This is a genomic window from Acidovorax sp. PRC11, from assembly GCF_031844105.1.
Taxonomy (GTDB): domain Bacteria; phylum Pseudomonadota; class Gammaproteobacteria; order Burkholderiales; family Burkholderiaceae_C; genus Paracidovorax.
The window spans coordinates 24,379-45,005 of sequence record NZ_JAUZUQ010000028.1 but is presented as its reverse complement, the minus strand read 5'-3'; the positions used below and the strand labels follow the sequence as shown (position 1 = coordinate 45,005).

Annotated in this window: 20 protein-coding genes; 6 read left to right on the top strand and 14 right to left on the bottom strand. The window is 69.7% G+C overall.

What is annotated here, in order from left to right; translation table 11 throughout:
* Positions 1–67 precede the first annotated feature (67 nt).
* Complete coding sequence (locus Q9R47_RS21920; RefSeq protein ID WP_311235234.1) at positions 68–691, top strand: IPTL-CTERM sorting domain-containing protein; 624 nt, start codon at positions 68–70, stop codon at positions 689–691.
* A 111-nt stretch (positions 692–802) separates the two neighbouring features.
* A complete protein-coding gene (locus Q9R47_RS21915; protein ID WP_311235233.1) occupies positions 803–1,660 on the top strand; it encodes a hypothetical protein in 858 nt (285 codons plus the stop codon).
* 67 nt (positions 1,661–1,727) lie between these two features.
* Here Q9R47_RS21915 and Q9R47_RS21910 read toward each other — a convergent pair whose 3' ends face one another.
* The gene (locus Q9R47_RS21910; RefSeq protein WP_311235232.1) at positions 1,728–2,528 is read right to left on the bottom strand and encodes a hypothetical protein; all 801 of its coding nucleotides are present in this window, start codon (positions 2,526–2,528) and stop codon (positions 1,728–1,730) included.
* Positions 2,529–2,710: 182 nt separating this feature from the next.
* Positions 2,711–2,908 carry a hypothetical protein gene (locus tag Q9R47_RS21905; RefSeq protein ID WP_311235231.1) on the bottom strand — a complete coding sequence of 66 codons (198 nt, stop codon included), beginning with the start codon at positions 2,906–2,908 and terminating at the stop codon, positions 2,711–2,713.
* 422 nt (positions 2,909–3,330) lie between these two features.
* On the opposite strand from Q9R47_RS21905, the gene Q9R47_RS21900 reads away from it, so the two are divergent.
* Positions 3,331–4,254: a LysR substrate-binding domain-containing protein gene (locus Q9R47_RS21900; RefSeq protein ID WP_311235230.1), complete on the top strand. Its 924-nt coding sequence runs from the start codon at positions 3,331–3,333 to the stop codon at positions 4,252–4,254.
* Here Q9R47_RS21900 and Q9R47_RS21895 read toward each other — a convergent pair.
* Positions 4,242–5,531, bottom strand: coding sequence for an FAD-dependent oxidoreductase (locus Q9R47_RS21895; protein WP_311235229.1), 1,290 nt, complete (start codon positions 5,529–5,531; stop codon positions 4,242–4,244). The genes Q9R47_RS21900 and Q9R47_RS21895 overlap by 13 nt on opposite strands.
* A 329-nt stretch (positions 5,532–5,860) precedes the next feature.
* Between Q9R47_RS21895 and Q9R47_RS21890 the strand changes: the two genes are divergently transcribed.
* Positions 5,861–6,748 (top strand): amino acid ABC transporter substrate-binding protein, encoded by an 888-nt coding sequence (locus Q9R47_RS21890; protein WP_311235228.1) that lies wholly within the window; start codon positions 5,861–5,863, stop codon positions 6,746–6,748.
* Between the two features lie 53 nt (positions 6,749–6,801).
* Here Q9R47_RS21890 and Q9R47_RS21885 read toward each other — a convergent pair whose 3' ends face one another.
* From Q9R47_RS21885 to Q9R47_RS21840, 10 genes are all read right to left on the bottom strand, one after another.
* The gene (locus tag Q9R47_RS21885) at positions 6,802–8,784 is read right to left on the bottom strand and encodes an alkyl sulfatase dimerization domain-containing protein (RefSeq protein ID WP_311235227.1); all 1,983 of its coding nucleotides are present in this window, start codon (positions 8,782–8,784) and stop codon (positions 6,802–6,804) included.
* 24 nt (positions 8,785–8,808) lie between these two features.
* Positions 8,809–9,798, bottom strand: coding sequence for a tripartite tricarboxylate transporter substrate binding protein (locus Q9R47_RS21880; RefSeq protein ID WP_311235226.1), 990 nt, complete (start codon positions 9,796–9,798; stop codon positions 8,809–8,811).
* Between the two features lie 40 nt (positions 9,799–9,838).
* Complete coding sequence (locus Q9R47_RS21875) at positions 9,839–11,053, bottom strand: acyl-CoA dehydrogenase family protein (protein WP_311235225.1); 1,215 nt, start codon at positions 11,051–11,053, stop codon at positions 9,839–9,841.
* Positions 11,054–11,055: 2 nt separating this feature from the next.
* Positions 11,056–12,621 carry an AMP-binding protein gene (locus Q9R47_RS21870; protein ID WP_404977201.1) on the bottom strand — a complete coding sequence of 522 codons (1,566 nt, stop codon included), beginning with the start codon at positions 12,619–12,621 and terminating at the stop codon, positions 11,056–11,058.
* Between the two features lie 169 nt (positions 12,622–12,790).
* The gene (locus Q9R47_RS21865; protein WP_311235224.1) at positions 12,791–13,798 is read right to left on the bottom strand and encodes a LysR family transcriptional regulator; all 1,008 of its coding nucleotides are present in this window, start codon (positions 13,796–13,798) and stop codon (positions 12,791–12,793) included.
* 72 nt (positions 13,799–13,870) lie between these two features.
* Positions 13,871–14,347 carry a DUF2269 domain-containing protein gene (locus tag Q9R47_RS21860; protein WP_311235223.1) on the bottom strand — a complete coding sequence of 159 codons (477 nt, stop codon included), beginning with the start codon at positions 14,345–14,347 and terminating at the stop codon, positions 13,871–13,873.
* Positions 14,347–14,742, bottom strand: coding sequence for a DoxX-like family protein (locus Q9R47_RS21855; RefSeq protein ID WP_311235222.1), 396 nt, complete (start codon positions 14,740–14,742; stop codon positions 14,347–14,349). Before Q9R47_RS21855 ends, Q9R47_RS21860 begins: the two co-directional genes overlap by 1 nt.
* The gene (locus Q9R47_RS21850) at positions 14,739–15,653 is read right to left on the bottom strand and encodes an NAD-dependent epimerase/dehydratase family protein (protein ID WP_311235221.1); all 915 of its coding nucleotides are present in this window, start codon (positions 15,651–15,653) and stop codon (positions 14,739–14,741) included. Before Q9R47_RS21850 ends, Q9R47_RS21855 begins: the two co-directional genes overlap by 4 nt.
* A gap of 56 nt (positions 15,654–15,709) precedes the next feature.
* Positions 15,710–16,159 (bottom strand): DUF393 domain-containing protein, encoded by a 450-nt coding sequence (locus Q9R47_RS21845; protein ID WP_311235220.1) that lies wholly within the window; start codon positions 16,157–16,159, stop codon positions 15,710–15,712.
* Between the two features lie 122 nt (positions 16,160–16,281).
* Positions 16,282–16,857: a MarR family transcriptional regulator gene (locus Q9R47_RS21840; protein WP_311235219.1), complete on the bottom strand. Its 576-nt coding sequence runs from the start codon at positions 16,855–16,857 to the stop codon at positions 16,282–16,284.
* Between the two features lie 163 nt (positions 16,858–17,020).
* Between Q9R47_RS21840 and Q9R47_RS21835 the strand changes: the two genes are divergently transcribed.
* Positions 17,021–17,929 carry a dienelactone hydrolase family protein gene (locus tag Q9R47_RS21835; protein WP_311235218.1) on the top strand — a complete coding sequence of 303 codons (909 nt, stop codon included), beginning with the start codon at positions 17,021–17,023 and terminating at the stop codon, positions 17,927–17,929.
* A gap of 217 nt (positions 17,930–18,146) precedes the next feature.
* Entirely contained in the window at positions 18,147–19,037 is an 891-nt protein-coding gene (locus Q9R47_RS21830) for a ZIP family metal transporter (RefSeq protein ID WP_311235217.1), read from the top strand.
* Positions 19,038–19,071: 34 nt separating this feature from the next.
* Here the strand turns inward: Q9R47_RS21830 and Q9R47_RS21825 are convergent, their stop codons facing one another.
* A complete protein-coding gene (locus Q9R47_RS21825) occupies positions 19,072–20,616 on the bottom strand; it encodes a lyase family protein (protein ID WP_311235240.1) in 1,545 nt (514 codons plus the stop codon).
* Positions 20,617–20,627 lie beyond the last annotated feature (11 nt).

Below are 20,627 nucleotides of genomic sequence, written 5' to 3'. Positions count from 1 at the left end.
CGAGGGGCGCACCGTTCTACACTGGGATACGCTTCTCCCCGTTTGCTCCGATCACTGTCCTGGCACCATGCAACACACTCTCCGCGCTCTGGCGTTGTCCGCCCTGCTCCTGCCGGCATTCGCCGGCGCCGCCACGATCGTCAGCTGTCCATCGAGTCCCAGCACGACCGGCGACAACATCAGTCGTTCCTTCTATCTGCCCAACTACGGCGGCACCACGCTCGATACGGTGACGGTCAACTATGGCACGAATACCGGCGGCAGCTATACCGTCGCGCTCGAGGCACGGCTGAACGCCTTCGACGGCACGCTGGTCGGCACCGTGAACTCGACCGCCAACATCGCCGCGAACACGGCCGGCGGCACGCCCGTCACCTTCAGCTTCAACAATGCGGTGATTCCCGCCGGCTCCACGGTCACGTTCAAGCAGACCCTGGTCAGCGGCCCGGGCGCCCTGTTCATCAACACGGGCCAGGCACCGTGCACCGGTACCGTGACGCAGACCAACGGCTCCACGCCGCCGCTCGACTCCTCCCGCCGCGCGACCCTGGGCATCACGGTTGCCGGCAGTACCACGCCCGTGGGCGGTGGTGGCGCTGTGGCAAGCATTCCGACGTTGTCCGAATGGGGTGTGATTTTGATGTCCGGCCTGCTGGCCCTCTTCGGACTGGCCCGCACGCGCCGACGCTGACCTTGATCGGCGACGCCCGGCGGTGTGCGCAGGCAGCACGCTGTCTGTTGCCCTGCCGGGTTAGAATGTAAGTCTTTGTATATGCAGCTCCGTATCGGGAGCGGTTTGCGTGTGTCCCGTCGTTTCATCCCTCAGGAAATCCGCCCTGCAGACCAGGAGCAGCAACGCCTGACCGAGCGCCACCTGCAGGGCCGGCTGGCCGAGGTGGAGCACTACCTGTATGCCGTGCGCCGTGAAATCGACCAGGAGCTGCCAGGTTGCATTCCCACGTACCGCAAGCCCTATCCCTACGGTTGCTGCCTGGAGATCTCGGAGGCGTTCGAGAGGAAGCTGCGTGCGGCGGTGGCATCGGACGCTGGGCTGCCCGGCCTGGATGCCATCCGTGCCTTCATGCAGGAAGGCGGCCACGTCGGCAGCGTGTGGGGCGCGCTGCGCGAGCGCTACTTCCAGAACGCGTTCCAGTTCGGCAGCCTGTACGTCGACGTCTCCAACGACACGGTGGACGTGCGCAAGCCCGCCATCGAAATCCTGCCCATGGCCGAATCCGGCCTGCTGAACGTGTCCGACGTGGCGCATTTCGTCCGCATCGCGCGTGCCTATTGGGAAGGGGAGTACTACGTCAACGACGTGTGGCCGGCGCTGGCGCCGATCGCTCCGGTCGTGATGGTGGTGCCGGACCTGCAACTGGTCCGGTTCCCGACCGGCTCGGCCTACATGGTGGGCTTGCAGCGCCGCGACCGCTATCAGGCTGCCGAGGCCTACATCGCCGAAGGCCCGGCGCTTCCTGCCACGGCGCGCGAGGCACTGCTGGCCCGTCTCGCACCGCGCAGGAAGGTGGCCGACGCCCGCCAGGGGCGCGCGCTGGCCCGGGCCGCCTGCGCCTCGCTGCGCCGTGCGACGCCGCTCGAAGAGACGATGTGGCTGAACCGGCAGTGCGTGGAGTGGAGCGCGTTCAACCGGACCGCGTAATCCCCGGTGCTGGCGGGGCACCTGCCTGCCGGTGATCCTCTTTCCGGCGTGCCGTGTCTGTACTGCGTCAGTACACGTCGCCCAGCGGGCAGTCCGGCGCTGCCGGTTTGGAGAGGGGCAGGTAGTAGTAGGCCGCCGGCTGCCAGCGGCCCGGCCCCGCGGAGTCCGCGACGCGCACGTGCACGCCTTCGCCCGATACGCAATGGTCCACGCGCACCGACACCTTGCGGTCCGGCCACTGCAGGAAGAGCCGCTGGTCGGAGGCGCGCGTCACCATCGCCTTGCCCTGCACCGCCAGGCCCGTGAACGGCTCGTCCGGCGCCTGGGTGAACTGCGCGGCATGCTCGGCGGCGAGCTGCGAATCGTCCCCATCGAAGCGGAGGATGGACACGTCCCGCGCGGGCACCGCGGCCTGCGGGCGGACGCAGCATTCGGGCGCCTTGGCCGCGGGATAGAGCGGCAGGTAGTGCAGTTCGCCGCCCGGCGCCGCGTCGCCGGGCGCCAGCGCGACGCGGGCCGAGCCCGGGCTGGAGGCATCGACCACGCCCACCCGGGCGGAGAGCAGGGCGCCCGCGCGGGCGGGTGCCTCGGCCGTGTGGGCCGGTGCCGCCACCGGGGTGCGGGCCCGGGCGGCTGGCCGGGCGCGGGCCTTGGCGGAAGATGCCGGCTTGCCGGCGGATTTGGCGGAATTCTTGCCGGCCGTTTTGCTGGCGGTCTTGCCGGTGGTTTTGGCCGCCGTCTTGGTCGTCGTCTTGTTCGGGCTGGCGTGGGCCTCGCCCACTCCGGCGAGCGCCAGGGACAGCGCGATGGAGAGAATCGGCCCGGTCAGGGCTGCTGCGTATCGGTGTCGTCGTTCAGTGGCCATCATGGGGAAAAGAGGGAATGCAGGCGGGATTCCGCCGCCGTGGCGGAGGCGCCACCGGAAAGCTGAGGGCCGAGTATGCGGTGGAGTTCCTGAGGCGGCGGTAAAGATGTGCATACCGCGTGGATTCCGGAAAGCGCGACGGCGGCCCGACGACCTGTGAATATCCACCCCGCTGCCTGACCTTTTTACTCCCGGGGGCAGTCGGGCTGCACATCGGCGCCCAGGGGCAGGTAGTAATGGGCGGCGGGCTTCCACCGGCCCGCGCCCGTGTTCTCGGCGATCTTGACGTGGAGGCCCTCGGCGGCGAGGCAGTGGTCCACGCGGACCTGTTGCCTGCTGTCCGGCCACCGCAGCAGGATGCGATGGGAGGAGATGTGCTTCACCGTGGGCTTTCCCTGCACGGCCAGTCCCACGAACCCATCCCCCGGCGGCTGGGTGAAACGGGCCTCGCGCTCGGCGGCAGGTTCGGTGTCCGCGCGCTGGTAGCGCAGCAGGCGGGCTTCCTGCGGATCGACCGGCGCCTGCGGGCGAATGCAGCACTCCGTAGCTCGGCCTGCGGGCGGCGACAGGCGCAGAAACCCGTAGCGCAGCCGAAGGCGAGGACGGACACCAGCAGGTGCGCGGCGCGCGGAGTGAAGCGTGGCGCGAAAACCCTCGTCGCATGCGTCGGTGCGGTCGGGCAGAGGCAGTCGGCGGCGGGCAGTGTCATGGCCGGCGATTGTGCAGGCAGCTCCGGCAGTGAAAGACGGGGAAACGCTTTGATGCAATATTCCACCCTTCCTGACCACTGCCGTCTCGCCGTTCCATGCGCCTGCGCCACATCGAAGTCTTCAACGCCGTGATGCTCACGGGCAGCGTGAGCGCGGCCGCGCGGCTCATCAATGTCACGCAGCCCGCGGTGAGCCGGATCCTCGCGCATGCGGAACTGCAGCTCGGCTTCGCGCTGTTCCACCGGCACAAGGGGCGCCTCGTGCCGACGCGCGAGGCGCAGACGCTCTATCCGCACATCGAGCGGCTGTTCACGCAGCTCGATGAAGTGCAGCGGCTGGCCGGCAGCCTGCGCGGGCAGCAGCGCGAGGGCGAGCTGCACGTACTGAGCGTGCTGGCCCTGAGCCACGAGGTGATGCCGCGGGCGCTGCGGGCCTTCCATGCGCTGCATCCCGGCGTGCACGTCACCATCGACGCGCTGCACTCCCCGCAGATCGTCTCGGCCCTGGTGCTGCAGGAGGCCGACGTGGGCTTCGTGTTCTCGGCGCTGTCGCACCCGTCGCTGGAGCAGGAGACGCTCGCCGAAGGCGCCATGGTCTGCGTGGCGCCGCGCGGCCTGCTGGACGCCGCGGTGGTACGGGCGGGCGCGGTGCACCTGGCCGGTCTTGCCGGCGTGCCGGTGGTGCGGCTGGGGCTGAGCGATCCGCTCGGCACGATGGTGAGCCATGCCTGCCGCGAGGCCGAGGTCGGGCTGCAGTCGGCGATCACGGTGCAGACCTACCATGCCGCGCTGGCACTGGCGCACCACGGCCTGGGCGTGGCGCTGGTCGATGCCTGCACGGCGGCCTCCGCGGACCCGCAGCAGGTGGACGTGCTGGAGCTGCTGCCGCGCATCGCCGTGCCGGTGAGGGCGCTGCGCATGCCGCATCGCCCGGCATCCCTGCTCGCCGATGCGATGGTGCGCTGCATGCGCGAGGCCGTGCTGCAGACCCTGCAGAAGGGGCCGGCTCAGGCGGCGTGAACGGCGCCCGGTACGGCGGCGGCCCGCGGCTCCTGCGCCATCGCCTCCGCCAATTGCTCCGCGGTGCCGAACGAGAGCGTGAACCCCAGGGCGCCATGGCCCGTGTGCAGCCAGCCGTTGGCGGGCCCGCCCGGCTGGCGTCCCACCATGGGCAGGCCGGTGGGCGTCGCGGGGCGCATGCCCGTCCAGGGCCGCAGCGGCGCATCGGCACCCGGGTCGTGGCCGAACACCTCGGCGACGGACTGGCGCAGGCGGTCAATGCGGTCCTGTGGGATGCTGCGGTCGTCGCCCACGAGTTCCGCCATGCCGGCCACGCGCAGCCGGTCGCCCAGGCGCGCGAACACGACCTTGCGTGCCGCGTCGGTCACGCTCACGTGCGGGGCCCAGGCCGCATCGGCGGGCGCATCGAGCGTGAGGCTGTAGCCCTTGAGCGGGTAGACGGGCAGCCGCATGCCCAGCCGCGCGGCCCAGGCGGCGCTGGCACTGCCCAGGGCCAGCACGAAGTGGCCGGCCTCCATGCGCGCATCCTCCGTGTTGCCCGCGCGGCGCACCTGCACCGCGGCGATGCGGCCGTCGGCCCTGCGCTCGAAGCCGCGCAGCTGCGCGTCCAGCACGAAGCGCACGCCCCGCGCGGCCAGCAGCGCCTGCAGTCCTTCGCAGACCTTGCGGCAATCGGCCGCGCATTCGCTGGGCGTGTGGATGGCGCCCGCGATGCGGTCGGTGCCGTGGGCGAGCGCGGGCTCCAGCTCCACGCAGCGTGCGGCGGAGACGGACTCCTGCTCGCAGCCCCAGGTGCGCTGAAGCGCCATCTGCCGCTCCGCGGCGGCCAGGGCCTCGGGCGTGCGGTACACCACCAGCTTGCCCGTGCGCGTGAAGTCGCAGGCGATGCCTTCTCGCTCCAGCAGGCCCTCGAACGCCACGCGGCTGCGGGCGGCAAGCGCCAGCAGGGCGCCCGTGGTGCTGCGCGAGGTCGTGTCGTTGCAGGCCGCGAGAAAGGCCGCGCCCCAGCGCCACTGGTGCAGGCTCCACTGCGGCCGCAGCTTGAGCGGCGAATCCGGCGAGAAGAGGAGCTTGGGCAACTGCCCCCAGACCGAGGCGTCGGCCAGCGGCTGCACGTAGCTGTAGCTGAGCTGCGCGCCGTTGCCGCCGCTCGCGCCGCCGCCCGCCGGCCCCTGGTCGATCACCGTGACCTGCCAGCCCTGCCGCTGCAGCGCATAGGCGGTCGCCAGGCCCGCGATCCCCGCGCCCAGAATGCATGCATGCCTGTCCATTCCCATCGTTCGTCCCGTCCATTCGTTCGATGCCTGCCGGCACATCGGGGAGACTGTAGGGCGGGCCCCGGGGCTTGAACAATGCCGTTCGCCCGGGCGCCCATGCCTTCAGGTTATGCACTGGAATGGGGCCTGCAGCCCCGTTGTGGCATCGCAGGAACGGGCGCGGTTCTTGCTGGATATCAGGGTTGACCCGGGCATGGCATAACTTTCCGGCATGGGTTTGGCCTTGGAATGAATTGTTCAAGCCGGGGCCGTCTTCCTACAGTGCCTGCACCGTCGCGCCGCGCTGCGCGGGGGCCGAGCCGTCCGCTTTTTCCATCCAAGGAGTTCCCATGAAAACCACCCTCTGCTCCGCCGCGCTGCTCGCCTGCGGCCTGCTGGCCGGTGCCGCCGCCCAGGCCGATACCCTGAAGAAGATCGCGGACAGCGGCAAGATCACGCTCGCCTACCGCGAATCGTCGGTGCCCTTCAGCTACCTCGCCGGCGCCGGCACGCCCGTGGGCTTCTCGGTGGACATCTCCAATGCGGTGGTGGACGCGGTGAAGAAGAAGCTGAACAAGCCCGACATCAAGGTGGAGCTGCAGGCCGTGACCTCGCAGAACCGCATCCCGCTCGTCACCAACGGCACGGTGGACCTGGAGTGCGGCTCCACCACCAACAACACCGCGCGCGCCAAGGACGTGCAGTTCGCCGTCAACTACTTCTACACGGGCACGCGCCTGCTGGTGAAGAAATCCTCGGGCGTGAAGAACTACGCCGATCTCGCGAAGAAGACCGTGGCCAGCACCACCGGTACCACCAACGCCCAGGTGATCCGCAAGTACAACCGCGACAACAACCTCGACATGGACATCATCCTGGGCAAGGACCACAACGATTCCATGCTGCTGGTGGACACCGGCCGCGCGCTCGCCTTCGCGATGGACGACATCCTGCTCTTCGGCCTGAAGGCCAACGCCACCAACCCGGCCGAATGGGACGTGGTGGGCGATTCGCTGCAGGTCGAGCCCTATGCCTGCATGCTGCGCAAGGACGATCCGCAGTTCCAGGCGCTCGTCAACGGCGTGATCGGCGGCATGATGAAGTCGGGCGAGTTCGAGAAGCTCTACACCAAGTGGTTCCTCTCGCCCATCGCGCCCAAGAACCAGTCGCTGGGCCTGCCGATGTCCAAGGAACTGCGCGACAACCTCACGGCGCAGAGCGACAAGCCGGCCGTGTGACCGTGTGACCGGGACTTGCGCGGACCGGATCGCCGGGCCGCCAGGACCGCCGGTCACCGTGTGACGATGGGGAAGTTGCCGCTTTCCCGCCCAAGCAGGCCCAGGAGCCTGCGCAGGGCTTGGACATCGCCGCTCGCGCGAACGCCCGGTGCGGCAAGGGCCGTGTCGGGCGGAGCCGCACCCGACACCATCTGCAGGAAGGCCGGCCGGTCCATCGCCAGGCTGACCGTGGGCGCACCCCGTACCGCGCCGCGCCGGTGGTGGAGGACGGCGTTCTCGACCCAGAGGGCCCAATGCTCTCCACTGTCCGTCAATTCGAGATCGACGGCGATCTCGAAGCTCTCCGCAGCGGGGCCGTCGAGACGTGCCTCCATGGCTTCCAGCAGGCGTTCCGTGGGCACATGCGGCAGCATGTCGGCGAGCGCGATGCCGGAAGCGCGCGCGGGCGGCGGGCCCTGCCGCAGCTCCCGCGCGCCGACGAGGTAGAAGTTCCGCCAGGACGCCGACTCGGCCTGGTAGGCGAGCTGCTCGAAGGCGCGCGCCTGGAGTTCGCGCGCTTGCGTTTGGCCGGAGTCCGCGAGCACCACATGGCGCAGCAGTTCGGCGGTCCAGCGGTAGTCTCCGTCGGCATACGCCTGCCGGGCCTGTGCCATCGCGGCCTGCGGACCTCCGGCCAGCGCCACGTACCGCCGCGCGGCCTCCACGGGTGGCAGCGGATCCAGATGGGCGGGGTGGGCATCGAACCACCCGAGGTAGTACTGGAACACCGCGCGCACGTTGTGCTTCACCGTGCCGTAGTACCCATGCACCGCGAGCTGTGCGTCGAGGCTGCGGGGCAGCCGCAAGGTTTCGGCGATCTCCGCAGCGGTCAGCCCACGGTTCATTCCGCGTACGGTCTGGTCGTGGATGTACCGGTAGCTGTCGCGGTGCGCCTTGAGAAAGTCCACGATGCGCGCGTGGCCCCAGACCGGCCAGTGGTGCTGGTTGAACAGCACCTCGGCATCGCCCAGCTGGTCGATCATCATGTCGATGTGGTCTGCCCACTTGCGGGCGTCGCGCACCTTCGCGCCGCGCAGGGTGTAGACGTTGTGCAGGGTCTGCGTCACGATCTCCGCGCCCGCGAATGCCTTGCGGTCGGGCAGCGAGAACACCAGCTCGGCGGGCGCCTCGGCATCGGGCACGCTGTGGAACACGAATCGCACGCCGTCGAGCGTCAGTTCCTGGCGCGGCTGGTCGATGAGCAGCGTGGGTGCGAGGATGCCGGCGCGGCCCGCAGGAGACGCCTTTCCCAGGCCGTTGTCCACCAGTCCGGTTGCACTGCGCTCCAGGCCCGCGCCGTACATGTAGCCTGCCCGCCGTCCCATGGCCGGGCCCGCCATCAGGTTCTCGCTGGTGGCCTCCTCCATGAAGCCGGACGGCGCGACCACGGGGATCGAGCGCGCCCGCGCCTCGTCGGCCGACAGTAGCGCCAGCGCCCCTCCGAAATGGTCGACATGGCTGTGCGTGAAGACCATGGCTGAGATCGGCCGCTCGCCGAGGTGCTGGCGCGCGAAGGCCATGGCCGCCTGCGCCGTCTCGCGGACCGTGAGGGGGTCCACCACGATCCACCCCGTTCGGCCTTCGATCAGCGTGAGGTTCGAGAGGTCGAACCCGCGAAGCTGCCAGATGCCTTCACTGACCTTGAACAGGCCGGCCTGGCTGTTCAGCCTCGCCTGGCGCCAGAGGCTGGGGTTCACCGTGTCGGGCGCGGGGCCCTGCACGAAGCCGAAACTGTCGAAGTCCCACACCACGCGGCCGTCCGCCGCCCTGATCTGTCCGTGGGGCGCGGCGACCAGCCCCCGGAGGGCGTCGGCCATGGCTGCGCCGTCCTGCAGATCGTAGGTCCTGGCGACGGCGGCATTGTGCGCACGCGTCGCCTCGGTGGCCGTGCCGGACACCGGGGCTTCGGGAGTTTGCGCGGGTCCGGGGGGCGCGTTGCCGGCGCAGGCGGACAGGAGAGCGGCGGACAGTGCCGCTGCGAGCAATGGAGCGTTCATCGTGCAATCCGGAAAAGGCGGCGCTTAGACCGGTTCGAGCCCGATCTTCTTCATCATCGCGGCCGTCATGCGCATCTCTTCCTTGATGCTCTGCACGAATGCCGCCGGCCCCTGCACGTCGACCCATCCGCCTTGCTCCTCGAGCTTGGCCACGACGTCCAGGTTCTTCAGGGCTTCGGTGAATCCGCTGCTGATGCGCCCGACGACGGCCGCGGGGGTCTTGGCAGGCACGGATACGCCTCCCCAAGACGTGAGCTCGACGCCCGGAATACGCAGCTCTGCCAGGGTGGGGACGTCTGGAGCCTTGGAGTTGCGCTGGTTGCCCGCGACCGCCAGGGCCCGCAGCTTGCCTGCGTTGATCATGCCGTAGGCTGCAGCGAAGATCGGCATGCCGAAGGCCACCTGCCTGCCCAGCACCGCGTTGACCAGCTCGGAGGCGCCCTTGTAGGGAACGTGCATCGCCTGCGTGCCCGTTGCGCTGAGGAACAGCTCCACGCCCAGGTGCGACGGCGTGCCGATGCCGCCGGACGCGTAATCGACCTGGCCCTTTCCGGCCTTCAGCCGGGCCAGCAGGTCGTCCAGCGTGCGGATGTCCGACTCCGCGTTCACCACGAGCGCCACGTCGGAACGGGTCAGGCGCATGACGTGGTGGAAATCGTTCAGCGCGTCGTAGCCCGGCGCTTTGTAGAGGCACATGTTGGCCGCGAGCGGCGTGCCGGTGTAGAGCAGGGTGTATCCGTCGGGCGGCGCCGCCGCCGCGACGCGTGTGCCGATGTTGCCGCCGGCACCGGCCCGGTTCTCGATGACGATGGGCTGGCCCAGGATCGGGCCCACCGCCTCCGCCAGGATCCGCGCGCCCAGGTCCGGCCCGGTCGCCGGCAGGTAGGGCACCAGCCACTTGATCGGGCGGCTCGGGAATGCGGCCGGTGCCGCCGCCGCCACATGGGATGCCAGCGGCAGCGCGGCAGCCGCCAACGCCTTGCCGATCAGCTGGCGTCGATTGATCTCGTTCATGATTTTGTCTCCATCACCATCCGTCGAAGGGGGAATCCACTCAGCCCATCAGCTCCTTGGCGATGGTGTTTCTCTGGATTTCGCTGGTGCCGGTGAGCACGCGGTACATGCGGAGAACCCGGAACAGGAACTCCACGCGACTGCCCTGCACGATGCCTTCACCGCCGTGGATCTGTACCGCGCGGTCCGCGATCCGGAAGGCGGTCTCCGAGCAGAACAGCTTGGCCATCGCGCTTTCCGCCCGGCCTTCCACGCCGGCGTCCAGCTGGCGTGCCGTGTGCAGCATGAGGGCGCGCGCGGCGGCCAGTTCGGTGGCCATGTCCGCGAGCATGTGCTGGATGGCCTGGAACTGGCCGATCGCCCGCCCGAACTGCCTGCGCGCCATGGCATGGCCCAGGGCATCGCGCAGAGCCACCTGGGCCAGTCCCAGCATGGCGGGGCAATGCAGAAGCCGGTTGACGGTGATGCGCCCGAGCGCCAGGCCCAGTCCCCGACCCCGCTCGCCGATCAGGCAGGCTGCCGGGACGCGGGCGTTCTCGAACACGATGTCCCCCGTGCTCGACTGGCCCGCCATGGTTTTGTAGCCCGCCTCCACCCGCACGCCCGGCGCCCCCAGATCGACGAACAGCGCCGACACCTCCCGCTGCTCCGGGCTTTCCGCCGTGGAGCACACCAGGACGGCGAAGTCGGCGAAGGGTGACCCGGAGATGAAGCGCTTGCGGCCGTTGATGACGAAGCTGTCGCCCTCCTGCACGGCCAGCGTCTGCACTGCACCGGCATCGGAGCCGGCCTGTGCTTCGGTGAGCGCGAAGCAGATGGCCTTTTCCGCGCGTGCCACCGGCAGAACGAAGTGCTGCATCTGGTAGGGGGTGGCGAAGCGGGCGAGGGCCCCGACACGGGGCGGGCCGCTCAGCTCGCCCAGGACATGCGGTGCGAAGGGCGATCCCGTGGCGTAGATGGCCTCCTTGATCAGCGCCTGGTCCAGCACCGACAGGCCGAGCCCGCCCATCTTTTCGGGAAGGGTCATGCCGTAGAAGCCGAGCGCGTGCGAACGTTTCCACACCGCTTGCAGCAGCCCACGGCTCGCGCCCTCCTCATGGTTCACGCGATGCCCGCGTGCGAGATCGGCCAATTCGCCGTTCAGGAATTCGCGCAGGCGGCCGATGAGCTCCGCCGCGCGCTCCGAGCCTTCGAAGGAACCGTTGAACATCTGAAGAGGCTCGTGCCCCTGCACTTCGGCTTTCGTCACTTCCATGATCAATTCACCTTCCTGTCGTGGCCGGTCCAGTAGGGCGCCTGCACGGTCTTGCGCATCACCTTGCCGTTGGGGTTCTTGGGCAGGTCCGTCACGAACTCGATGTGCCGCGGCCGCTTGAAGCCGGCGAGCCGCTCGCGGCAGAAGGCGTCCAGCCGGCCGCGGTCCAGGCTGTGTCCTGGCTTGAGCACCACATGCGCAGCCACGGCTTCGCCCCACTTGTCGTCCGGGATTGCTATCACGCAGGCGTCCTGCACGCCCTCGTGCTGGTAGAGAACGGACTCCACCTCGGAGGGATAGACGTTGAACCCGCCGCTGATGACCATGTCCTTTTTCCGGTCGACGATGTAGACGTAGCCTTCTTCGTCCATCCGGGCCAGATCGCCGGTGTGGTAGCGGCCGTCCTTGAGCACTTCGGCCGTCAGATCGGGCGCGCGCCAATATCCGGCGAACACGTCCTCGCCCTGCACGACGATCTCTCCGACTTCTCCGGTCGCCACCTCCCGGCCGTCGTCGCCCACGATCCTGACATCGCATTCCAGCAGGGGGCGGCCGCAGGACGCCAGTCGCTCGGGGCGCGCTGCGCGCGCGAACAGGTGGTCTTCCACGCTCAGTGCGCAGACGCCCGACGTGGTCTCGCCCGCCCCATAGCCTTGTGCGAGCACCGGACCGAACACGTCCATCGCCTTGAGGATGCGCGCCGGCGCCATCGGCGCAGCGCCATAGCCCAGGCGCCTGAGGTCCGGCAGCGGCCGGTAGGAGCCTTCCAGTTCGGTCAGCAGCATGCTGATCATGGTCGGCACCATGAAGGTGTGCGTGATGCGCTCCGCCCGCATGTCGGCCAGGAACCGCCCCGGTTCGAAGCCCGAGAAGAGGCGTATCGTCATGCCGTTGCACAGTGCCGGCACGATCTGCATGCCGGAAGCATGGGTGATGGGGCCCACCAGGCCCAGCGACTGCCCTTCGCCGGATTCCGCGCGCATCAGGAACTTGCGCAGCTGCGCAAGGCGGTTGCCGAAGGTCTGCATGGCAGCCTTCAGTACGCCGGATGACCCGGAGGTGTAGTGCAGCACGGCCAGTTCATCGGCATGCACGGCGACGGGTTCGAACGCATCGCTGGCACGGGACAGGGCCTCCTCATAGCCTGTCGCGCCCGTGCCGTCGAGCAACAGCAATGGCGCAGGCGTGCCGCGCAGATGCGGACGGAAGCCCTCGGCGCGCTCCGCCGTGCTGACGATCACCGCAGCGTCGCTGTTGGCGGCGATCTCGCCCACCTCTGAAAAGGAGAGACGCGCATTGAACGGCGCCTTCACCAGGCCGGCCTTGTAGCAGGCGAGTTCGATCTCGACGATCTCCACGCAATTGGGGAGGTAGATGCCTACGCGGTCTCCGCGCTCCAGGCCCATGGCGAGCAGCGCGTTGGCCAGCCGGTTGGAGCGCCGCTCCAGCTCGGCGTAGGTCACGCTCCGGGCCGGGCTCCTGACGGCCACACGGTCTGCATGGGCCCTGGCGGCACGGGCCACGAGCGCGCCGACATTCGCGACGGGTCGCGAACCGGAAGAAAGGATAGGGGGGTGAATGGTCGTCTCCTGAATTCGTCGCGCTTCGAAGCGCGTGCCGATGGGGGCAATGTTTCAGAAAACGCGGGGGCACAGGAAATACCGATTTCTGATGCCGGGCCATCAATCGCATTGATGGCCATGTTCCCTGCCGCAACGGGCGGCGGGATTTGCTGGATCAGGCAGCCGTGCCTTCGGTGTGCCACTCGCGGCCCAGCCACTGCGCATCCCAGTGGCCGTGCTCGATCAGCCTGCGCACCTCATGGGCGATCGCATGCAGCACGACCTGCGCGGCCCGGCTCTCGGGCTTGCGCGACGAGGTGGCCAGGGTGTAGGTGCGCGCCAGTTCCGGGCGGACCATGCGCGCCAGAACCCAGCCGGGCCCGAGGTGTTTCGACTCGTGCAGCGAGCATGCCGGTGTCACGGTGAATCCTGCCCCGCACAGGTACAGCGAGCGGATCACGCGCGCCGAGTCATGTTCATGGACGATGTCGAGCGACACGTCCAGTTCCCTGGCAGCCTCCTCGACGTACCGGCGCAGGACGAAGCGGCGCGACTGCAGCACCAGCGGTTGCCTGAGCGCATCGCGCGCCGCGATCTCGGGAGGGCGCTGCGTCGCGCCTTTCCTGCGGCCGCGCGGGTGGCGGAGCAATGGCAGGACACGGCCTTCCGGATCGTGTCCGCAGAAATACAGGGCCTCGCGCGCGAGGGGCCGGCAGTGCAGGCCTTCCAGGGTGGGTGTGTCCACCAGGATCCCTATGTCCGCCTGGCGCTCCAGCATGGCGTGCTGCACGGTCAGGCTCAGGCCGTCGAGAACGAACACCCGGATCCGGGGATGCGACCGCTTCAGTGCAGCGAGAACCGGGCCCATGAGCAGGGACACCAGCAGCAGCGGCAGAGCGACGGTGACGGACCCTTCCGGGCCCGTGGGCAAACGGAGCACCCGGTCGCGAACGGCATCGGCATCGCTGAGCAGGCGCCTCGCGTCATCGTAGAGAAGCAGTCCGGCGGGTGTGGGCGTGACGCCCGCATGGGAGCGCTCGAACAGCTGGGCACCGAGTTCGTCTTCCAGCTTCTTGATCTGCGCGGTGAGTGCCGGCTGCGCGACATAGAGCGAGCCCGCTGCGCGGGACAGGCTGCCGGCTTCGAGCACGGCGATGAAGTAACGTAGCGTGCGCAGTTCCATGTGCGGTGAGCATATCCCCGATGCCGTCGCACGGTGGGAGAACCCGGGGTGCCCGGGCGCCGCGAACCGTGCCTATCCCCAGAGCGCGGGCTTGGCCACCATCAGGTAGTAGATCGCGAGCATCGCGATGAACGCAGGATAGCCCAGCGCCTCCCAGCCGCGCGCATAGCGGCGGTAATCCGGGGGCAGGCCGGTGCCGCGCTCGGCGGCGGTGCGCGCCATGTCCGCCATGCGCCACTGCAGCCACAGCACCGGCAGCCAGCACAGTCCCGCGAGCACGTAGAGGCCCAGTGACGCGGCGATCCACGGCGTGGAGATCGGCCAGCCGGCCATGTGGGCGAGGGCGAACCCGCTGACCGGCTGCACGATGCCGGCAGGCGTCGTGAACCAGGTATCGGCCCGCACCACGAGGCGCGACACCACGGCCTGCGCCTGCACGCTGCCGCTGCGGTTGGCGAAGAACAGGTAGAACGCCGAGCCGAAACCCGTGCCCACCAGCAGCACGCTGGAGAGGATGTGCACCCACTTGAGCACGAGGTACGTGTTCATCACCAACGCCTTCCGTCGGCGCGCCACAGCACCAGCAGGATCGCGGCGATGGGCAGGTTCTTGAGCAGCCGGCCGAGCGGATCGAGCCACAGCGTGGGGATCAGCACGGTGCCGGTCACCGTCATGGCGGCCATCAGCAGCAGCGCCGCGGCGTAGGCCGGCCGGCCCGGCCGCCACCACAGCCACAGGCCCACGGCCAGATCGGCGGCGATGCCCGCGGCGATGACTGCCTGCATCCAGGCCTCGCTCTGCAGCCCGGCGGCCACCAGCAGCTCGCGGCTCTGGCCGTGGAATTCCGCCAGGCTCGCGGCGGCGGTGCCGAGCCACACGGCCACGAGGCTCGCGCGCAGCCAGCGCTGCGCGTCGGGGGCCACGGCAGGGCGTGGCGTGTTCATGCCTGCCTCCATGCCCGGGCGACGAGGTCGCGGTAGGCGACCGTGTCGTGGCCCGCCAGCGCACGCAGCGGCGCCGCGTCCGCGGTGTTGTCGCTGCCGAGCAGGGCCAGGCTCTCGCTGCACCAGGGCGAGGCGGTGACGTGGTCGCCGAGGCGCGCGCTCCAGCGGCTCAGCACGTCCGGCAGCACCGCCACGTGCGCGGGCCCGTGCCCGCACTGCGACCGCAGGCTGGCGATGAGCCCGGCCATGGAGACCGCTTCGGGCCCCGCGCACTCGACGATGCCCTGGCGGGAGATGGCCGGGCCGAGAAGCGCCGCCACGGCATCCGCCAGATCCTGCACTGCGACGGGCTGCACGCGGGCCTGCAGCACGGCCCGCGGCAGCACCACCACGGGCAGCCGGGCCAGGTTCATGAAGAGCGCGGCACTCGCGCCGCCGCGGCCGAAGACGATGCTGGGCCGCAGCACGCAGGCGGCGAGGGCGGGAGTGACGGCCGTGGCCGGACGCCCGGCGAGGCCGAGCAGGAAGTCGTCGGCCGCGCGCTTGGTGCGGGCGTAGCGGGTTTCGCTGCGGTCCACGCCCAGGGCGGAGATCTGCACCACGCGCTGCACGCCGGCCTGTGCGCAGGCCTGGAACAGTGCACGGGGCGTGTCGCGGTGCAGCGCGTCGATCGGCCGTGCGGGGCTGTCGCGCAGCACGCCCACGGCGTTCACCACGGCATCGATGCCCGCGAGACGGGGCAGCCACGCGTCCACGGCGGTGTCGCGCGCGAAGTCCATGGGCACCTGCCCGGAGCGGGCGGCACCGTGGCGCGGCGAGACGCCCTCGTGCACGGTGTGGCCGTCGGTACGCAGCCGGGTGGCGATGTGCCGGCCGATGAAACCCGTGGCGCCGGTGAGGAGGATCTGCATGGAAGGCCTCTGGATGTGGTGGGAAGAAGGTGGCAAACCGCGTGCCGTGCGGCTGCTCAGAGATCGCAGCGGTCGCCCGGCGCGCAGCGCCGCAGCGCGGCCCGGCGGCTGGCACGCTCGAACAGCCCGCCGACGAGCCAGCGCGGCAGCCGGTAGCGGTTGCGCGCCAGCACGGGATAGAGCCGGTCGGCCAGCGCCCCCACCAGCGGCAGGCGCGTGGCCGCCGTCACCCATCCCAGCCCTACGGCCTCGTAGGCGCGGCGGAACACCTCCACGCCGCGCAGCACCCGGCCGTCCGCCGTGGTGCCGTGGATCACGGTGAGCAGTTCCTCGTGCGTGGCGCCCGGCGGCCCCGCGAACCCGGGCGACCAGACGTCCGCGAACCGCAGCAGGCCCGCGCGGTCGCGCAGGCGCAGGTTCGTCATCTCGGCATTGCAGAGCGGGCAGCGCGAGTCGTAGTAGAGGGTCAGCGGGTAGATCGCGTGCGGATCGGCGGTGGGGTTCATGGAAGGCTCCTGGAAGGATGGCGGTGGAAGGCTCAGGACATGGATGGCCGGCGGTTTTTAGGGATTTCTGTAGAGACTGAAATTTTCAGGGGTGGCGGGGCGATGGGGTGTGGGACGGGCGCTCAGTCCGCCGGCGGACGCGGCGCGGAGCTTTTCGACGCGCGCGCCGCGCCATCGTCGCCACGCACGAATTTCTGCACGCTCGCGCCGAGGCGCAGCACCTTCTCGAGCGTGGAGGGCGTGAGCCGCAGCATCTCGTCCGTCCAGAGATCGAGCGATTCCATGAGGCGCAGGGTTTCGCGGACGCGGTCCTGCGCATCGGGCGCTTCGTCGGCCAGCTCCGGGCGCGCGACCAGTTCGCGCAGCATGCGCACGGTGGGCTCGAACTCCCGCTCCTTGCGCTCGCGCACGACGGTGCGGAACAGCTCCCACACGTCGGAGGAGGTCTCGAAATAATCCCGCCGGTCGCCCAGCACGTGCGTGGCGCGGATCAGGTTCCAGTTGAGCAGCTCCTTCAGGCTGTTGCTCGCATTGGAGCGCGCCACGCCCAGGGTCTCGCAGATGTCTTCCGCGTGCAGCGGGCGGCCGTGGAAGAAGAGCAGGGCGTGGATCTGGGCGACGGTGCGGTTCACGCCCCAGGCGGTGCCCATCTCGCCCCAGTGGACGACGAAGCGGCGGGCGGTGTCGGAGAGCTGCATGGATCGAAGTCTATTGCTTCAGTAATTTCTGTCAACACAGAAATTCATGGTGCTGAAGGGGACCGCGCCGCGAGGATCCACGGAAGCCCGCGACTCGCTAGACTCGCTGCGGCACGCCTTCGGCATTCGCCGGTCCCTTCCGTGCCTCACCAAGGAGCCCCCCATGCAGCACGACGACCTCCGGAAAGATTTCGACGCCCTGGTGCCCGGCCGCACCACCGATGCCGGCGCCAGCCGCCGCACCGCCCTGCGCGTGGCGCTGGGCGCGGGATTCGGGGTGGGCTACGCAGCGGCGGCCCTGCCCGTCGCGGCGCAGACCGCGGTGCAGACGTCCGCCGACGGGCTCGTCGCGGGCAAGGTCGAGATCGACGTCGGTGGGTTCAAGCTGCCCGCCTTCCGCGCCGCGCCCGAGGGCAAGACGGGCCTGCCCGTGGTGCTGGTGATCCAGGAGATCTTCGGCGTGCACGAGTACATCGCCGACGTCTGCCGCCGATTCGCCCGGGCCGGTTACCTCGCGATCGCCCCCGAGCTGTTCGTGCGGCAGGGCGACCCGTCGCAGATCACCGAGGTGTCCAAGCTCATGAGCGAGATCGTCTCCAAGGTGCCCGATGCCCAGGTGATGGGCGACCTCGACGCCACCGTGAAGTGGGCGGGCGCCCATGGCGGCGACCTGGCCCGGGTGGGCATCACCGGCTTCTGCTGGGGCGGGCGCATCACCTGGCTCTACGCAGCGCACGGCCCGGTCAAGGCCGGCGTCGCCTGGTACGGCCGCCTCGTCGGGCAGGCGAGCGACCTCACGCCGAAGCACCCCGTCGACATCGCCGCGATCCTCAAGGCGCCGGTGCTCGGCCTCTACGGCGAAAAAGACAGCGGCATCCCCCTTGACACGGTTGATAAGATGAAAGCGGCCCTCAAGACCGGCTCCGCCGCCGCCAAGGCATCGGAGTTCGTCGTCTACCCGGACGCGCCGCACGCGTTCCATGCCGACTACCGGCCCAGCTACCGCAAGGAAGCCGCCGAGGACGGATGGAAGCGGACGCTCGCCTGGTTCAAGACGCACGGCGTGGGCTGATGCGCTCCGCGAGGAGCGCGTCCTTCGCAATAAGAGCGGCTCACGCGACCCAGCGAAGCGGTTCTGGCGAGGCGCCGCATCGCAGGCAGTACGAGCAGTACGACAAGATGCGGCAACGACGCCAGAAGGGTCGTGTGAGCCGCTCTCAAGCCCTTCGGGGCTTTTTTCTTTGGCGCCCGCGGGGCCGCCTGACTTCGAGAACTGGGCGCGTACAGCTATGACTTTGATCGCAATCCTCCTGGCCACACTGGCCGCGGGCATCGGCAGCGTGTGGGTGGCCGCATTGCTCATGCGGGCCGGCTGGGGCGACGGCCGCTCGGGCATCGGGCCGCAGCACCTGCTGAGTTTCGCGGCGGGTGCGCTGCTGGCCACTGCCTTCATGCACCTGCTGCCCGAGGCGTTCGAGAGCCAGGCCGGCGCGCACGAACTCTTCGCCACCCTGCTGGTGGGACTGGTGTTCTTCTTCCTGCTCGACAAGGCGGAACTCTGGCACCACGGCCATGAGCACGGCGTGGGGCCGGCCAATGACGAGGAGCGCGGAAGGCACGCACACCCGCACACCCATGCCCACGATCACGATCACGGGCATGGTCATGGGCACGGGCATGGCCACACGGAGCACGCACATGCCCAGGGCAACGGGCATGGTCACCGCGCCCCCGGCGGCTGGGCGCTGCTCACCGGCGACAGCGTGCACTGCTTCGGCGACGGCATCCTGATCGCCTCGGCCTTCCTCGCGGACCTGCGCCTGGGCGCGATCGCCGCGCTGGCGGTGCTGGCCCACGAAGTGCCGCACCACATGGGCGATCTGGTGGTGCTGCGCCAGTCGAGCGGCAACCGCCGCGCGGCCCTCGCCAAGGTGTCGCTGGCCGGCGCGGTGACGGCGCTGGGCGGCGTGGTGGGCTATTTCCTGGTGGGCGAGCTGCAGGACTGGCTGCCGTACTTCCTGGCGATCGCGTCCAGCAGCTTCGTCTACGTGGCGCTGGCCGACCTGATCCCGCAGCTGCAGAAGCGCCTGACCGCGGCCCAGACCCTGGCGCAGATCGCCTGGCTCGTGGCCGGCATGACCGTGGTCACCCTCGTCAGCGGCCTCGCGCATTCTCACTAGCGGCGCGCGGCGCTGCCTGCATGCGTTAAAGCGGTCAGCGGGGCTGGGCCAGCTTCTCGAAGTCGCGGTCCAGGCGGGCCAGGCTGCCGTCGATGCGGGCGCGCTGGGTGCCGATCCAGGCCGCCTGCTGCTCCAGCCGGGCTCGGGCGGAGGCCAGCATGCGGGCCATTTCGGCGGGCTGGGGGCCGCCGGCCGTCGCGCGGTGGCGGACGATGGCCACCGGGTCGAGCGTGGCGCGGAACTCCGCTTCGTCCATCGGCAATTGCGCGGGATATTCCGACCCGTGCACGGCTTCCGCGTAGATGCGGCGAGCCTCCGCATAGGGGAAGTCCAGCGGCTTGATGTCCTTGGCCTTGGCGTACTCCACCACCTCGGACGCGAAATGGTGTCCCACGCGGAACGGCAGCCGGTATTTGCGCATCAGCACGTCCGCCAGCTCCTGCGAGGCCGTCCAGTCGCTGTTGAGCTCTTCCAGCGCGCGCTGCGGGTCGATCACCAGGGCATTCAGGACGCGGTTCCACTGCTCGAGCACGCCGATCGCGCTCTGCACCATGGCGACGTTGTTGCGCGTCTCCTTCGGGTCCTGCATGCCGGGCGGGATGTTGTGGGCCTGGATGGCCGCGCCCATGCCGAGCGTGAGCGCCTGCGAGGCATCGCGCCGCGTGCCGTTGAGCAGGCCCGGGTTGCGCTTCTGCGGCATGGCGCTGGAGACGTAGGTGTTGCCGTCGCCCTCCTGCAGCAGGATCCACGGGCGCGGCTGTGCGTACTGCGTCATCACGTCTTCGACGAAGGTACCGGCATGCAGCGCGATCGCCATCACGATCGCACCGGCCTCCACCGGCTGGTCCACCGCCGACACCTGCGCCGCGTCGTAGGCGTTCTCCACCGTGGTGGAGAAGCCCAGGTAGCCGGCCATGCGCTGGCGGTCGAGCGGCCAGCTCGTGCCGTTGAGCACGGTGGTGCCCATGGGCGAGCGGTCGATGCGTGCATAGGCCTCGCGGATTCGCTGGGCGTCGCGGTCCAGGCCGCTCGCGAGCCCGAGCAGGTAGTGTCCGTAGCTGTTGGGCTGGGCCGCCACGCCGTTGGTGTAGTTGGGCACCACGGTCGCCTGGTGCCTGTCGGCGAGCCGCACCATGGTGGCGGTGGTCCGCTGCAGCGCATCGGCGAGCTTCAGCATCTCGTCGCGCAGGATTGCCGAGCGCACGGTCGAGAGCATGTCCTGGCTGGAGCGGCCGGCGTGCAGCAGCGTGATCTGCGGGCCCGCGGCTTCGATGAGCAACGGCTCGAAGGTGATCACGAGCCGAGGCCGCTTGCCGCCCGGCCGGTTGCCGTCGGCCAGCACCTTGCTGATGCCGGAATAAGCGATGGGGCCGAAGGATTTGTCGAGCAGGCCCTCGTCGGTGTTGATCACGGCCGAAGCCTTGTTGATCTCGCCGAGCCAGAAGAATTCGTCGCGGGGCGGCGTGGCCGGGGCCTTGGATGTGGCCGCCGGGGCGGTCGGTGCCGGGGTTGCGGCAGTGGACTGCGCGGGCGCGGTCTGCGGGGCTGCGGTGGGTGCGGCCGTCTGTGCATGGGCCATGCCGGCTGCGC

Bases quoted from the DNA above. Each gene is read 5' to 3' on its own strand.
- Q9R47_RS21855 (WP_311235222.1), bottom strand. From the start codon at position 14,742: ATGAACACGCCACGCCCTGCCGTGGCCCCCGACGCGCAGCGCTGGCTG.
- Q9R47_RS21865 (WP_311235224.1), bottom strand. From the start codon at position 13,798: ATGGAACTGCGCACGCTACGTTACTTCATCGCCGTGCTCGAAGCCGGC.
- Q9R47_RS21840 (WP_311235219.1), bottom strand. From the start codon at position 16,857: ATGCAGCTCTCCGACACCGCCCGCCGCTTCGTCGTCCACTGGGGCGAG.
- Q9R47_RS21825 (WP_311235240.1), bottom strand. From the start codon at position 20,616: ATGGCCCATGCACAGACGGCCGCACCCACCGCAGCCCCGCAGACCGCG.
- Q9R47_RS21920 (WP_311235234.1), top strand. From the start codon at position 68: ATGCAACACACTCTCCGCGCTCTGGCGTTGTCCGCCCTGCTCCTGCCG.
- Q9R47_RS21880 (WP_311235226.1), bottom strand. From the start codon at position 9,798: ATGAACGAGATCAATCGACGCCAGCTGATCGGCAAGGCGTTGGCGGCT.
- Q9R47_RS21860 (WP_311235223.1), bottom strand. From the start codon at position 14,347: ATGAACACGTACCTCGTGCTCAAGTGGGTGCACATCCTCTCCAGCGTG.
- Q9R47_RS21850 (WP_311235221.1), bottom strand. From the start codon at position 15,653: ATGCAGATCCTCCTCACCGGCGCCACGGGTTTCATCGGCCGGCACATC.
- Q9R47_RS21890 (WP_311235228.1), top strand. From the start codon at position 5,861: ATGAAAACCACCCTCTGCTCCGCCGCGCTGCTCGCCTGCGGCCTGCTG.
- Q9R47_RS21910 (WP_311235232.1), bottom strand. From the start codon at position 2,528: ATGATGGCCACTGAACGACGACACCGATACGCAGCAGCCCTGACCGGG.
- Q9R47_RS21845 (WP_311235220.1), bottom strand. From the start codon at position 16,159: ATGAACCCCACCGCCGATCCGCACGCGATCTACCCGCTGACCCTCTAC.
- Q9R47_RS21895 (WP_311235229.1), bottom strand. From the start codon at position 5,531: ATGGGAATGGACAGGCATGCATGCATTCTGGGCGCGGGGATCGCGGGC.
- Q9R47_RS21900 (WP_311235230.1), top strand. From the start codon at position 3,331: ATGCGCCTGCGCCACATCGAAGTCTTCAACGCCGTGATGCTCACGGGC.
- Q9R47_RS21885 (WP_311235227.1), bottom strand. From the start codon at position 8,784: ATGAACGCTCCATTGCTCGCAGCGGCACTGTCCGCCGCTCTCCTGTCC.
- Q9R47_RS21835 (WP_311235218.1), top strand. From the start codon at position 17,021: ATGCAGCACGACGACCTCCGGAAAGATTTCGACGCCCTGGTGCCCGGC.
- Q9R47_RS21830 (WP_311235217.1), top strand. From the start codon at position 18,147: ATGACTTTGATCGCAATCCTCCTGGCCACACTGGCCGCGGGCATCGGC.
- Q9R47_RS21875 (WP_311235225.1), bottom strand. From the start codon at position 11,053: ATGGAAGTGACGAAAGCCGAAGTGCAGGGGCACGAGCCTCTTCAGATG.